This is a genomic window from Pseudomonas trivialis (assembly GCF_001439805.1).
Classification (GTDB): Bacteria; Pseudomonadota; Gammaproteobacteria; order Pseudomonadales; family Pseudomonadaceae; genus Aquipseudomonas; species Aquipseudomonas trivialis.
The window spans coordinates 273175-287018 of the sequence record NZ_JYLK01000004.1 but is presented as its reverse complement, the minus strand read 5'-3'; the positions used below and the strand labels follow the sequence as shown (position 1 = coordinate 287018).

Annotated in this window: 10 protein-coding genes; 6 read left to right on the top strand and 4 right to left on the bottom strand. The window is 62.7% G+C overall.

All coding sequences use genetic code 11. From position 1 onward, the window contains the following. Nucleotides 1-9: 9 nt before the first annotated feature. Together TU79_RS08470 and TU79_RS08465 are read right to left on the bottom strand one after the other, a co-directional pair. Nucleotides 10-402, bottom strand: coding sequence for a MerR family transcriptional regulator (locus TU79_RS08470; RefSeq protein ID WP_057007563.1), 393 nt, complete (start codon nucleotides 400-402; stop codon nucleotides 10-12). A 92-nt stretch (nucleotides 403-494) separates the two neighbouring features. Further along, nucleotides 495-1430: a LysR family transcriptional regulator gene (locus TU79_RS08465; RefSeq protein WP_003238359.1), complete on the bottom strand. Its 936-nt coding sequence runs from the start codon at nucleotides 1428-1430 to the stop codon at nucleotides 495-497. 151 nt (nucleotides 1431-1581) lie between these two features. Here TU79_RS08465 and TU79_RS08460 point away from each other — a divergent pair, with 151 nt between their 5' ends. Beyond that, nucleotides 1582-2811 (top strand): acyl-CoA dehydrogenase, encoded by a 1230-nt coding sequence (locus TU79_RS08460; RefSeq protein ID WP_057007562.1) that lies wholly within the window; start codon nucleotides 1582-1584, stop codon nucleotides 2809-2811. Nucleotides 2812-2933: 122 nt separating this feature from the next. Here TU79_RS08460 and TU79_RS08455 read toward each other — a convergent pair whose 3' ends face one another. Both TU79_RS08455 and xthA read right to left on the bottom strand, forming a co-directional pair. Further along, nucleotides 2934-4265: a phosphate ABC transporter substrate-binding/OmpA family protein gene (locus TU79_RS08455; protein WP_057007561.1), complete on the bottom strand. Its 1332-nt coding sequence runs from the start codon at nucleotides 4263-4265 to the stop codon at nucleotides 2934-2936. Between the two features lie 309 nt (nucleotides 4266-4574). After that, entirely contained in the window at nucleotides 4575-5387 is an 813-nt protein-coding gene (gene xthA / locus TU79_RS08450) for an exodeoxyribonuclease III (protein WP_057007560.1), read from the bottom strand. A gap of 170 nt (nucleotides 5388-5557) precedes the next feature. Between xthA and TU79_RS08445 the strand changes: the two genes are divergently transcribed. The 5 genes from TU79_RS08445 (at nucleotide 5558) to TU79_RS08425 (ending at nucleotide 13843) form a co-directional block, all read left to right on the top strand. Continuing rightward, nucleotides 5558-6208, top strand: a complete 651-nt coding sequence (locus TU79_RS08445) for a GNAT family N-acetyltransferase (protein ID WP_057007559.1) — start codon at nucleotides 5558-5560, stop codon at nucleotides 6206-6208. 64 nt (nucleotides 6209-6272) lie between these two features. Further along, nucleotides 6273-8000, top strand: coding sequence for an autotransporter assembly complex protein TamA (locus TU79_RS08440; RefSeq protein ID WP_057007558.1), 1728 nt, complete (start codon nucleotides 6273-6275; stop codon nucleotides 7998-8000). Then, entirely contained in the window at nucleotides 8000-11683 is a 3684-nt protein-coding gene (locus TU79_RS08435; RefSeq protein WP_082638423.1) for a translocation/assembly module TamB domain-containing protein, read from the top strand. The genes TU79_RS08440 and TU79_RS08435 overlap by 1 nt, the downstream gene beginning before the upstream one ends. A gap of 238 nt (nucleotides 11684-11921) precedes the next feature. Continuing rightward, nucleotides 11922-12395: a MarR family winged helix-turn-helix transcriptional regulator gene (locus tag TU79_RS08430; protein ID WP_057007556.1), complete on the top strand. Its 474-nt coding sequence runs from the start codon at nucleotides 11922-11924 to the stop codon at nucleotides 12393-12395. After that, entirely contained in the window at nucleotides 12392-13843 is a 1452-nt protein-coding gene (locus TU79_RS08425; protein ID WP_057007555.1) for an efflux transporter outer membrane subunit, read from the top strand. Before TU79_RS08430 ends, TU79_RS08425 begins: the two co-directional genes overlap by 4 nt. The last annotated feature ends 1 nt before the right edge of the window (nucleotide 13844 follow it).

Sequence of the window (13844 nt, the reverse complement as noted above, 5' to 3'; positions counted from 1 at the left end):
ACCTTCTGTTCAGTGGCCGGACTGGCTCATGGTGTGGGCCAGGGCTTGAGTGCAGCGTTCTTCGGCGGTGTCCAGCTCCAGCTTCATCTGTTCGATGTCCAGCAGTTGCTGTTCCAGCTGCTCACGCCGTTCGGCGATCTTGGCCAGCATGCTGTTGAGCTGGATGTGATTGCCGCCGGTGGGGTCGTAGAGTTCGATCAGCTCGCGGCACTCGGCCAGGGAGAAACCGATGCGCTTGCCGCGCAGAATCAGCTTGAGGCTGACCTTGTCCCGCGCCGAGTAGATACGCTCCTGGCCCCGACGCTCGGGGGCCAGCAGGCCTTGCTCTTCATAAAAGCGAATGGCGCGGGTGGTGATGTCGAGCTCGCGGGCGAGGTCGGAGATGCTGTAGGTGGTGCTCATGGCGGCGCTCAGCGAATGGCTTGGCGCTAAGCTAATGGCTGGTTGACGTAAACGTCAAGGCCGGTTGCACAGCCCAAGCTCCCTCCCATCCATCAAGCCTGCTTGCCATCGAGCTTCTTCTCGTGCGCCGTCACCTGCTGGCACAGCTCGATCATCTGCTCGCGCATCCAGCGGTTGGCCGGGTCCTGGTCGGTGCTTTCATGCCAGTACAAATGGGTTTCCACGGGCGGCACGTCGTTCACCGGCAGGTTGACCCAGTGCAGTTCATGGCGGCGGGCGAAGCGCTCGGGCACGGTCATGACCATGTCGGTCTGCTGCAGCACTTGCGAGGCCATCAGGTAATGCTGGGAACGCAGCGCGATCTTGCGCTGGATGCCCATCTTGCCCAGAGCCAGGTCGACATGGCCCAGGCCGTTGCGGCGGCTGGAAATATGAATGTGGGTCAGCGACAGGTAGTCATCCAGGCTCAGTTTGTCCTTGCCCGCCAGCGGATGGCCCTTGCGCATGGCGCACACGTAGCGGTCTTCCATCAGCTTGACGTGACGCACTTGCGGGTCGGTGTTGAGCGGTGCATCCACGGCAAAATCCAGGCGCCCGGCCGCCAGTTCCTTGGTGGTCTCGCGGCGCTTGGAGAGGAAACTTTCGATCACCACCGTGGGTGCCAGCCGGCGCAGGCGCTGGAACAGCAGCGGCAGAATCACCGCCTCGGTGAGGTCGGTCATGCTGATGCGGTAGGTCTTGGCCGCCTGCTGCGGGTTGAAAATCCGGCTTTCCTGCACCGATACCCGCAGCAACGACAGCGCATTGCGCACCGGACCGATGATGTTCTGCGCCATCGGCGTAGGCACCATGCCCTGGGCGGTGCGCACGAACAGCGGGTCGTTGAAGGTTTCGCGCAGGCGGGCCAGCGCGTTGGACACCGCCGGTTGCGTAATGCCGACGATCTGCCCGGCGCGGGTCAGGTTGGCTTCGGTGTAGATCGCATCAAAGACGATGAAGAGGTTCAGGTCGACCTTGCTCAGATTCATTGCGTTGCGCTCTTATTGTTAGGTGCCGATAGGCTGATCATATATCGGTGATGAATGTTAATACACGCCGAGAATAGGCTAGGTAAATTATCAGCGCTGTTCTAGCATCGAATTCATGACCTAAACAACCTCTCAGAGAAGGGAGCTGCCCATGGATTTCGCCTATTCGCCCAAGGTTCAGGAACTGCGTGAACGCGTCACTGCATTCATGGACGCTTACGTCTACCCGGCCGAGCCGGTGTTTGAACGCCAGGTCAGCGAAGGCGACCGCTGGCAGCCCACGGCGATCATGGAAGAACTCAAGGCCCGCGCCAAAGCCGAAGGCCTGTGGAACCTGTTCCTGCCCGAGTCCGAACTCGGCGCCGGCCTCACCAATCTGGAATACGCGCCGCTGGCCGAAATCATGGGCCGCTCGTTGCTGGGGCCGGAGCCGTTCAACTGCTCGGCCCCCGACACCGGCAACATGGAAGTGCTGGTGCGCTATGCCAACGAAGAACAGAAACAGCGCTGGCTCGAACCGCTGCTGCGCGGCGAGATTCGCTCGGCCTTTGCCATGACCGAGCCGGACGTGGCCTCGTCCGATGCCACCAACATGGCCGCCCGTGCCGAGCGCCAGGGCGATGAGTGGGTCATCAACGGCAAAAAATGGTGGACCTCCGGCGCCTGTGACCCGCGCTGCAAGATCCTCATCTTCATGGGCCTGAGCAACCCGGACGCGCCGCGTCACCAGCAGCATTCGATGATCCTGGTGCCGGTGGACACGCCCGGTGTGAAAATCCTCCGCCCGCTGCCGGTGTTCGGCTACGACGACGCGCCCCACGGTCACGCCGAAGTGCTGTTCGACAACGTACGGGTGCCCTACGAAAATGTGCTGCTCGGCGAAGGCCGTGGCTTCGAGATCGCCCAGGGTCGCCTCGGCCCGGGTCGCATCCACCACTGCATGCGCTCGGTGGGCATGGCTGAACGTGCGCTGGAGCTGATGTGCAAACGCTCGGTCAGCCGCACCGCATTCGGCAAGCCGTTGGCACGCTTGGGTGGCAACATCGACAAAATCGCCGATTCACGCATGGAAATCGACATGGCGCGCCTGCTGACCCTGAAGGCCGCTTACATGATGGACACCGTGGGCAATAAAGTGGCGAAAAGCGAGATCGCGCAAATCAAGGTGGTCGCGCCGAATGTGGCCCTTAAGGTGATCGACCGCGCGATCCAGATGCACGGCGGTGCCGGCGTTTCCAACGATTTCCCGTTGGCCTACATGTACGCCATGCAGCGCACCCTGCGCCTGGCCGATGGCCCGGATGAAGTGCACCGCGCGGCGATCGGCAAGTTCGAGATTGGCAAGTACGTGCCCAGGGAGATGATGCGCGGCGGGCAGTAACACCGCGTCGCCTGCAATCGGGAGCAAGCCCCCTCCCACATTCTGAATTGTGAATACAGTGCAAATGTGGGAGAGGGCTTGCTCCCGATGAGGCCCGTCCTGACCACCCCAAACCCCCAGCCTCAGTACACCCAGACCTCCACCCGCCGATTCTTGATCCGCCCCTCATCCGCCGTATTCGCCGCCACCGGCATCTGCGCGCCAAACCCGCGAATATCGCGCAGCACCACGCCGTTTTTCACCAGTTCTCTGCGCACCGCCATCGCCCGCAACTTCGACAGCAACGCTGCGCGCTGCGGATCATTCTTGGCATCGCCAAACCCCACCAGCGTCACCTGCTTGTCGAGCTTGCCGTGGTCTTTCAGATACGCCACCACCCGCAGCACATCCTGGCGTGCCTTGGTGTCCAGGCTGGCGCTGCCTTCCTCGAAACGAAAATTGACGCTCAGGCGCTGGGCCTCGCGGGCAATGGCTTGATAGTCCATAGGCATCGACGGGCGCGGTTGTACGCCAATGGCCTGCACCTGCTGGGCAATAAAACCGTTGGCCGCGACGATTGCCTGGCCCTGGCTGCTCTGGGCAAAGTCCACCAGCGCCCGGGCCCACGGGTTGTGGCTCGCCGGCGGCAGGTAAAAGAACAGGCGCCGCGACAGCGGGTAATCTTCGGTGGCGATCAAGCTATTGAGCGGTAACATCGGTTGTGAGTCGCCATCGGCAATCGCCACGGCCTTGGCCTGGCGTATGTAGGGCAGGCCGATAAAGCCGATGCCCTGGGGATCGCGGCTGACCGCATCGGACAATACTTCGCTGGACTCGAAACGCCGGGCGCTGGAGGCCAGCGGTTTGCCGCGCCGGCTCAGCACCAGTTCCTTGAACGTGTCGTAGGTGCCGGACTGGTCATCCCGGGCATACAGATGAACAGGCCCGCCGACGCCGCCCAAGTCTTCCCAGGTGCTGATCTCGCCGTTGAAGAGCTGCGCCAGTTGCTCGGTGTCGAGGGCGTTCAGCGGGTTGAGCGGGTTGACGATAATGGCCAGGCCGTCGATGGCGATCACCTGTTCGGCTTCGGGGCTTTTCAGATCGCCCAGTGGCTCGAGGTCCACCAGCTCGCTGTCCTTGATCGGGCGGGACGCCGCCGCCAGGTCTGCGCTGGCTTTTTTCAGTGCGGCGAAGCCGGTGCTCGAGCCATGGGCCGCCACCTCGACGGTCACGCGCCTGCCCTGGCGCGTCTTGCCGACCACGCGCTGCTCGTTTGGCCCGTCGCCCGGCGCGATGTGCACGCGTTGCACGCCCTCATGCTCCAGCAAGCCCTTTACCAAAGCCGGGCCCAGCGCTGCGCCGAGGGTGTTGGAGCCTTGAATGCGCAGGGCAGGGCCGTGCTCGGGTACGGGCAGTTGCGCCGACACGGCAACCAGCGGGAAAAGGGTCAAAAGAAACAGAACGCGCAGCATCATGCCGGCACCTTCAAAGAGAGTGCGACGAGATTAAGTCAGGCAGTTTGCAGAAATATGACCGAGACGCGCCCGTCAAGCTGCGCGAGGAATGTGTGTGGGAGGGGCAAGCCCGCGCTTATCAAGTGAGTTCTTTTCAGCAACAACATCCCTGTGGCGAGCGGGCTTGTCCCGCGTTGGGCTGCGCAGCAGCCCCAAAACCCTGCTCTATGCAGTATCAGGTACACCGCGTTTCTTCAATTGGGGGCGCTTCGCACCCCAACGCGGGGCAAGCCCGCTCGCCACAGCACAGAGTCGAAAACAGTCAGGGGGTCAGCTCAATTCGAGCCAGATCGGCGCATGGTCCGAGGGCTTTTCCAACCCACGCAGGTCGTAGTCCACCCCGGCATCCTTGACTCGCGGCAGCAATCCATTGGACGCCATGATCACGTCAATCCGCAGCCCGCGCTTGGGCTCGTCCTCAAACCCGCGGCTGCGGTAATCGAACCAGCTGAAGCGGTCGGTCACGTCCGGGTAGAGGTGCCGGAAACTGTCCACCAGGCCCCAGTTCTTCAGGCGGGCCATCCATTCGCGTTCTTCCGGCAGGAAACTGCACTTGCCGGTTTTCAGCCAGCGCTTGGCATTGTCGGCGCCGATGCCGATGTCGCAGTCCTGGGGGGAAATATTCACATCGCCCATCACCACCAGCGGCTGCTCGTTGTTGAACTGGCTTTCCAGCAACTGTTGCAGGTCTTCATAGAAGCGCTGCTTGGCGGGGAACTTGGTGGGGTGGTCGCGGCTTTCGCCCTGGGGGAAATAGCCGTTCATGACCGTGACCGGGTGGCCGTTTTCATCGGCGAACGTGCCCCGGATAAAACGGCGCTGGGCGTCTTCTTCATCGCTGTCAAAGCCCTTGTGCACGCTCAAGGCTTCCTTGCGCGACAGCAGGGCCACGCCGTAATGCCCTTTCTGGCCGTGGTAGTACACGTGGTAGCCCAGCGCCTGCACCTCGGCCAGGGGGAACTGGTCATCGTGAACCTTGGTTTCCTGCAGGCCGATGACGTCGGGCTGGTGTTTGTCGATCAGCGCCGCCAGCTGATGAGGGCGGGCACGCAGCCCGTTAATATTGAAAGAGACAATTTTCATGGTCGGCAGGTCCGGTCTGGCAAAAAGGGCGATGCTAGCCGACAAGTCCGGCCGGGGCCAGCGTGGGGGCAGGGCATCTGCGTTGCCAATGTCTTGGAACGACTGCTGCGCCGCAGGTTCGTAACCCTATGAACGCCGCCTTTCGAGTGGCGCCCAGGGAGATTGACTGCATGCTTGACACTTCAACCGCCACTGCCCAAATCCGCGTGCTCAACAGCGGTTATTCCCGCGAGGCCCGCGCGCTGCTGTACCAGGCTTATCGCCATGAGCCGACCTTCGCCTATATTTTCGAAGCACAGCGCCCCGGCTATGAACTGCGGGTACGCGCCACGGTGCGTGAGTTGGTCAAGCAACACTTTTTCCAGAAACTCCCGGCCATTGGGCTGTTCGTTGACGACAGGATGATCGGCATCGCCCTGATCGCGCCGCCGCAACGGCGCCTGGGTATCACCGACAGCTGGGCCTGGCAAATTCGCATGTGGCTGAGCACCGGCGTGCGCGGCACCCGGCGTTATCTGGATTACCACCACGCGGTGCTGGCGTGCCTGCCCACCGATTCGGTGCATGTGTTGCCGCTGCTGGGTGTGCACCCGCAGTTCCAGGGCCAGCATTATGGGGAGCAGTTGCTTGAGGCGGTGCATAACTGGTGTGCCGATGACCCGCATTCCTCCGGCGTGGTGCTCGACACCGGTAATTCACGCTATCTGGCGTTCCTCGAACGCCAGGGTTACGAGGAAATCGGTGAAGTTGCCGTAGGACCCGTCCTGGAGCATGTGTTTTTTCATGGCAACCCCCAGTCTTTGCGGGCTGTAACGGTTTGAGACAGATTTTTTCAGAAAAATCCGAGTTCAAAGACTCCCTTCCGCTCATGTAGCATCCGCGCCTATGAAGCTTCCAGGAAAATTTACCAGCGGCTTGGTTCTGCTGTTCACAAGCTGCGGCGCATGGGCGCAAAGCGAATTGGACGTGCGGATCAAGCCCGCAAACGACGCGTTGAAAGCCAACATCGAAGGCTATATCGGCGGGGTTGGCGATCGTGACGAAGAAGCCTTGCTGCGGTTCAGTCGCGGTGCCGAAGAGCAGGCGCGCAAAGCCGCCCAGGCATTGGGTTTCTATCAGTCGCAGATCGCCAGTGACGTGAAGGGCGGCAAGAATCCGCGCCTGATCCTCACCATCGACCCCGGCGAGCCGGTGCATTTGCGCAACGTGACCCTTCGGGTCGACGGCCAGGCCGCGAACCTCAAGTCCTTTCGTCTGCCTGCCAGTGACGACCTCAAGTCCGGCGCGGTGCTCAACCACGGTCATTACGAAGACGCCAAGCGCCTGATCCAGAACCAGGCCTCGCGCTATGGTTTTTTCAGCGGTCGCTTTACCCGCCAGACCCTCTCGGTGGACCCGAAGGCCGGCGTGGCCGACATCGACCTGGTCTACGACAGCGGCCCGCGCTACAGCATGGGCAAGGTCAGTTTTACCGGCGACACCCCGTTCGACGAAGACCTGCTGCAACGCATGGTACCGTTCAAGAGTGGCACGCCGTACGACTCCGAACTGATCGCCGAACTCAATCAGAACCTGCAAGCCAGCGGCTTCTTCGAAGGCGTGCGCGTGGACGCAACCCCAGCCGGCGCGAAAGACGACGTGATCCCGGTGGCCGTGCAGCTGGAAACCCGCAAGCCACGCACCATGGGACTGGGCCTTGGTTACTCCACCGATGTGGGCCCGCGCGGCAAGGCCAACTGGACGCGTCATTGGGTCAACCCCCAAGGGCACAGCTACGGCTGGGAGGCGGAACTGTCGGCGCCACGGCAGAACGTCGGCCTGTGGTACGACGTCCCGCTTGACCCGCCGCTCACCGACAAGCTTCGCTTTGCCGGTGGCTACCAGAATGAAGAAATTGCCAACACCGACGCCTTGAGTAAATTGCTCACCGTCGGTCCGGAGTGGCACAGCAAGTTACCCAGCGGCTGGACGCGTGTGATCTCGCTCAAGTACCAGCGTGAGGAATACCGCCTGGGCAATGACTCGGGCCTGAGCAACCTGGTGATGCCGGGTATCAACTATTCCTACCTGCGCAGTGACAACCGCATCGACCCGCATAACGGTTATCGCCTGGCCTTCGACGCCAAGGTTGCCAAGGAAGGCCTGGGCTCGGACACCAACCTGCTTTACGGCACTGCCACGATCAAGGGCTTGACCACCTTGTGGGACAACCACCGTTTCCTTGGCCGTGCGCAGTTCGGCGGCAGCGCCACCAACGGCTACCAGTCCGTGCCGCCATCGCTACGCTTCTTTGCCGGTGGTGACCAGAGCGTGCGGGGTTACGAGTACCAGACCCTGTCGCCGGAGAACGACCGTGGCGACCGTATCGGTGGCCGTTACATGGTGGCCCTGAGCGCCGAATACCAATATTCCATCGCCGAAAAGTGGCGCATCGCAACCTTTATTGACCAAGGCAACTCGTTCAACTCCCTGGAGATGCCAAGTCTGAAAACCGGTGTGGGCGTTGGCGTACGCTGGGTTTCACCGGTAGGTCCGATCCGTCTCGACCTGGCCCATGCCCTGGAAGACCCGGGCGGCATTCGATTGCACTTTTCCATGGGGCCTGAGCTGTGATGCGTGGTTTGAAAATTGCGGGGCTGGCGCTGGTCGCGGTCCTCGCTCTGGTAGTGCTGGCGCTGTGGGCTGTATTGGGAACCGAGGCGGGCAGCCGCTGGGCGCTGGGCCGGGTGCCGGGTTTGAGTGTCGAGAATTTTCAGGGACGACTGGGCGGGCAATGGAGTGCCGATCACCTGGTGTGGCAGCAGGATGCCAGCCGCGTCGAACTGGGTGCGCCGAAACTGGCGTGGTCGCCGGGTTGCCTGTTGCGGATGACAGTATGCGTCGATCAGCTGGATGTGGAGCGAGTCAGCCTGCAATTGGCGCCGAGCGCCGACGCGAGCAGTGGCCCCGTAGCGTTGCCGGAGTTGAAGCTGCCCGTGGCTATCCAATTGGGTGATGTGCGCGTCGGTAGCCTGCTGTTCAACGGCAGTGAGGCGCTCAAGGGCCTGCAACTGGCGGCCCATTGGACAAGCGCCGGTCTGCAGATCGACTCGGTGCACCTGGAGCGCGATGGCCTGGTGCTCGACCTTGCTGGCCTGCTACAACCTGTCGGCGACTGGCCGTTGAACGCCACCGGTAACCTCAGTCTGCCGTACGCGCCCGGTGGCGCGCCGTGGACGGTTGCGCTGAAGGTCGATGGCAATCTCCTCAAGACGCTTAACGTTGAAGGCGACAGCCGCGGCTACCTGCCCGGCAAACTATTGGTCGATCTGCAGCCGCTGGCCGAAAACCTGCCGGCGCAGGCGATGATTGATACTGAAGGCTTCAAACCCGGCGCCGATCTGCCGGACACCCTGACATTCAATAAACTGGTGCTGATGGCAAAGGGGGATCTGGCCAACGGCTTCATGCTTTCAGGCTACGGCAAACTATTGGACGAGAAGCAGCCCATCGATCTGTTGCTCCGGGGACGGGCCGACACCAAGGGGGCGCAGATCGCTCAACTGAGCCTGCATGGGGATGACAAGCAAAGGCTTGAGCTCAGCGCCAACCTGGACTGGCAACAAGGCTTCAGCGCCGACGCCAAAATCGACTGGCTCGACTTCCCCTGGCATCGCCTTTACCCGCTGATCGACGAACCGCAGGTCGCCTTGCACACCTTCAACGGCGAAATATCCTATAAAGACGGCAACTACCTGGGCAACCTCAAGGCCGACCTCAATGGGCCTGCGGGCAAGTTCACCGTGGTCACGCCGTTCAGTGGTGATCTCAAGCAAGTGTTCCTGCCCGAGCTGAAACTCACCGCAGGCCAGGGCAGGGCGCAAGGCCATCTGAACCTGCAGTTCGCCGATGGCATCACCTGGGACACGGCGCTGGATCTATCGGCGCTGAACCCCGCGTACTGGGTGGCTGAATTGCCCGGCACGCTGGCCGGGCCGCTGCGCAGCAAGGGGGCGTTCAAGAACGATCAACTCAAGCTTGACGCCGACCTCAACCTCAAAGGCCAGCTGCGCGGGCAAGCCGCCGTGTTCGCCGCCAAGGCCGAAGGCGCGGGCGAGCAATGGACCCTCGCCAACCTGGATATTCGCCTGGGCGACAACCGCATCAACGGCAGTGGCAGCCTGCAACAGCGTTTGGCCGGCCAGATCGACATCAAGCTGGCGCGCCTGGCCCAGCTGTGGCCGCAACTGCGCGGCCAGGTCAACGGCCGGCTCAACGTGGCTGGCACCTTGAAGGCGCCGCAAGGCAAGCTTGACCTCAAGGGCCAGCAGTTGGCGTTTGCCGACAATCACCTGCAACACCTCAGTCTCGACGCCACCCTGGATAACGCCAAGCGCGCCAGGATCGACCTCAAGGGCAGTGGCATCCAAAGCGGCGAGACCCAGGTCGGCACGCTCACCGCCAGTGCCCAAGGCGATATCAAGAGCCAGAAAGTCCAGTTGGACCTCGTCGGCCCGCTGGTCAAGCTGGCGCTCGCGCTGGACGGCAACCTCGACAAAGGCAACTGGCGCGGGCGCCTGGCCAGCGGCGACGTGCAAGCCGGTGGCCAGGATTGGCGGCTGCAGGCCCCGGCCAGGATCGAGCGTCTGGCGGATGGCAAGCTGACGTTCGCCGCCCATTGCTGGGTCTCCGGTGGCGCCAGCCTGTGCGGCGAAGACCAGCGTCTGATGCCCGAGCCCAAGCTGCGCTACCACCTCAAGCAATTCCCGATCGACAGCCTGGCGGCCTTTTTGCCCAAGGATTTCGCCTGGCAGGGCAGGCTCAACGCCGACGTGCAGCTCGATCTTCCGGAAAGCGGCCCGAAGGGCGTGGTCTCGGTGGACGCCAGTGGCGGCACCTTGCGTATCAAGGACAAGGCCCAGTGGCTGGATTTTCCCTATGACACCCTCAAGCTGGAAACCACCCTCAACCCCAAGCGCATCGACACTCAGCTGAATTTTCGTGGCGGCAAACTGGGCGAATTGTTATTGCAGGCACAGATCAATCCATTGCCCGCCAACAAGCCGATCACCGGCAACTTCAGCCTCACCGGCCTGGACCTGGCGGTGGCGCGGCCATTCGTGCCGATGGTGGAAACACTCACCGGCAAGCTCAACGGCAATGGCCGCATTTCCGGCGGCTTGCTTGCGCCCCTGGTCAACGGCAGCGTCAATCTGGTGGGCGGCGAAATCTCCGGGCCGGAACTGCCGCTCAGTCTCCAGGACCTCAACGTGCAAGCGCTGATCGCTGGCGAAAGTGTGCAACTCAACGGCGGCTGGCGCAGTGGCAAGGCCGGACAGGGCAGCCTCAAGGGGCAAATCGACTGGGGCCAGGCGCTGGCGGTCGACCTCAGCCTCACAGGTTCACAGTTGCCGGTGACGGTCGAGCCTTACGCCGTGCTGGAAGTGGCGCCCGACCTGAAGATCAGCCTCAGGAACGACAAGCTGGCGGTTGCCGGCAAGGTCCGTATCCCGCGTGGCGACATCACCGTGCGTGAGTTGCCGCCGTCCACGGTCAAGGTCTCCGATGACACAGTGATCGTCGGCAGCCAGACCGAAGAGGGCAAGCCGCCGATGGCGATGGCCATGGATATTGACGTGGAAGTGGGCGAAGACAAGCTCAACTTCGCAGGCTTTGGCCTCACGGCCAAAGTGCAGGGCCATGTGCATGTCGGCGATAACCTCGACACCCGCGGCGAGCTGTGGCTCAACGACGGCCGCTACCGCGCTTATGGGCAACGCCTCAATGTGCGGCGTGCGCGGCTGTTGTTCGCCGGGCCACTGGACCAACCGTTTCTGGATATCGAAGCGGTACGCGTCACCACCGAGGCTTCGCGAACGGTGACGGCCGGTATTCGCTTGAGCGGCAGCGCCGAGCAGCCCACCACGCAGATCTTCTCCGAGCCGGCCATGGCCCAGGAGGATGCGCTGTCGTATCTGGTGCTGGGGCGTTCGCGCACCAACAACGGCGAAGACAACAACATGCTCGCCGAAGCGGCGCTTGGCCTGGGTTTGATGGGCAGCTCCGGGGTGACCACCGACATTGCCAACAAGCTGGGCATCCAGGATTTCGATCTCGACACCCAGGGCGCCGGCAACAAGACCGCCGTGGTCGCCAGCGGCAAGATCAACGAAAAGCTGAGCCTGCGTTACGGGGTGGGGGTGTTCGAGCCGGCCAACACCATCGCCTTGCGCTACCTGTTGAGTAAGAAGGTGTACCTGGAAGTCGCGACCGGCGTGGCCAGCTCGCTGGACATCTTCTACAAACGCGATTTCTAAGTCTTTACTCAATCAGAAACGGTGGGAGGGGGCTTGCTCCCGATAGCGGTGGATCAGTCAGCTTATCTCTGGCTGACACACCGCCATCGGACGCAAACCCCTCTTTCATGGCTGATGGCATTTCAGCCATATCTCGGCTAGATACCAAGCAAGCTAATAATTCCATTTGACATTCGCTGCCTAAGCAGTAACATCTCGTCACACATTCGCTGCCTAGGCAGTAATAAGGTGACTTTCGATGACCCATTTCACCTCTGACAGCTTTCGTCACTGTCATCTCGGCCTGTTGCTGGGGCGGGCGGCGTTGCTCAAGGACCGCATCATCGACACCCATATGGAACCCCACGGCGTCACTGCCGCGCAGTTCAAGGTGTTGATCATCATCGCCCAGTTCGACGTCGACACCCCGGCCGAGTTGTGCCGCAACCTGTCGCTGGACAGCGGCTCGATGACCCGCATGCTCGACCGCCTGGAGCAAAAGGGCTTGTTGGCCCGCCAGCGTTCCGAACAGGACCGGCGCCAAGTGCGGCTGGTGCTCACCGAAGACGGCCAGCGCCTTGCGGACATGCTGCCGCACATCGGCGCGCAGTCGATGAATGAGCTGGCCGGCGCCCTGGAGCCCGGCGAGTTGCAGACCCTCGAAAGAATTCTCAAGAAAATCCTCGTGGCAGCGGGTGACGCCATCGTCATCCAGCGGGTAGGTACAGAATGAACACACGTGCGTTATGCCTGGTGCTGGTGGCCATGAGCATGGCTGGTTGCGCCAACTACAGCGGTCTCGACACCCAGGGCCAGCGCCTTGATGCCAACACCCTGCAAACCGGCAAGTCCCTCGCTGGCGTGAAGCTCTCGAGTGCGGCCTGGCCGGCGGCCGACTGGTGGAAGCGCCTTGGCGACCCGCAGTTGGACGGCCTGATTCAGGAAGCCCTGCGCAACAGTCCGGACATGCAAGTGGCCAGCGCCCGTGCCCACCAGGCCGAAGCGGCCGCCTATGCGGCCAACGCCGCGCGCCTGCCCACCGTGGATGCCAGCGCCGGCGTGAGCCGTTCGCGCCTGGCCCGCGACCAGGACCCGCGCGGCGAGGGCGATGCCTATTCGACCGTGCGCAACATCGGCGCCAGCTTCAATTACACCTTCGACCTGTGGGGCGGCCAGCGTGCTGCCTGGGAAGCCGCGTTGGGTCAGGCCCGTGCCGCCGAAGTCGACCAGCAGGCCGCGCGTCTGACCCTGGCCGCGAACGTGGCCAAGGCCTACAGCGACCTCGGCCAGGCGCATATCGTGCGTGACCTGGCCAATGACGACCTCAAGCGCACCCGCCAGATGCTCGACCTGAGCCAGCGCCGCCTGAACTCCGGGATCGACAGCCAGTACCAGTACCAGCAGACCGAAAGCCTGGAAGCCAGCGCCCAGTCGCAACTGATCGATGCGGAAAAACAGCTGCAGAGCGCCAGCATCGCTCTCGCCGTGTTGCTTGGCAAAGGCCCGGACCGTGGCAGTGAACTGGCCCGTCCCGCAGTGCTGCAACCCGCCGCCGTGGCCGTGCCTTCGGTGCTGCCTGCCGAGCTGCTCGGCCGCCGCCCGGACCTGATCGCCGCGCGCTGGCGTGTCGAGGCCGCGAGCAAGGACATTGCCGCCAGCAAGACGCGCTTCTACCCCAACCTCAACCTGAGCGCGAGCGCCGGGGCCGAGTCGTTGCTGGGGGATGCGATGTTCGGTTCGACCAGCCGTTTTTTCAACATTGCGCCGACGATCTCGCTGCCGATCTTCGACGGCGGCCGCCTGCGCGCCGACCTCGATGCGCGCGACGCCGATTACGACCTGGCCGTGGCCCAGTACAACAAAACCCTGGTGCAGGCCCTGGGCGATATCGGCAGCACGCTCGCGCAACTGCGTGACACCGCGCGGCAGATCCAGGCCCAGCAACACGCGGCGGACATTGCGCGGCAGTCCTACGACACCGGGCTGCAACGCTACAGCTCAGGCATCGGGAATTACCTGGATGTGCTGAGCATCGAGCAGCAATTGCTCCAGGCCCAACGCCAACTGGCCAGCCTGAAGGCTGCGCAGATCGATCTGTCGATTCAATTGATGCAGGCCCTGGGGGGCGGCTACAGCGCCGCAGATGTGGCGTCGACCACCCCCGCTGCACGCACGGAATAAT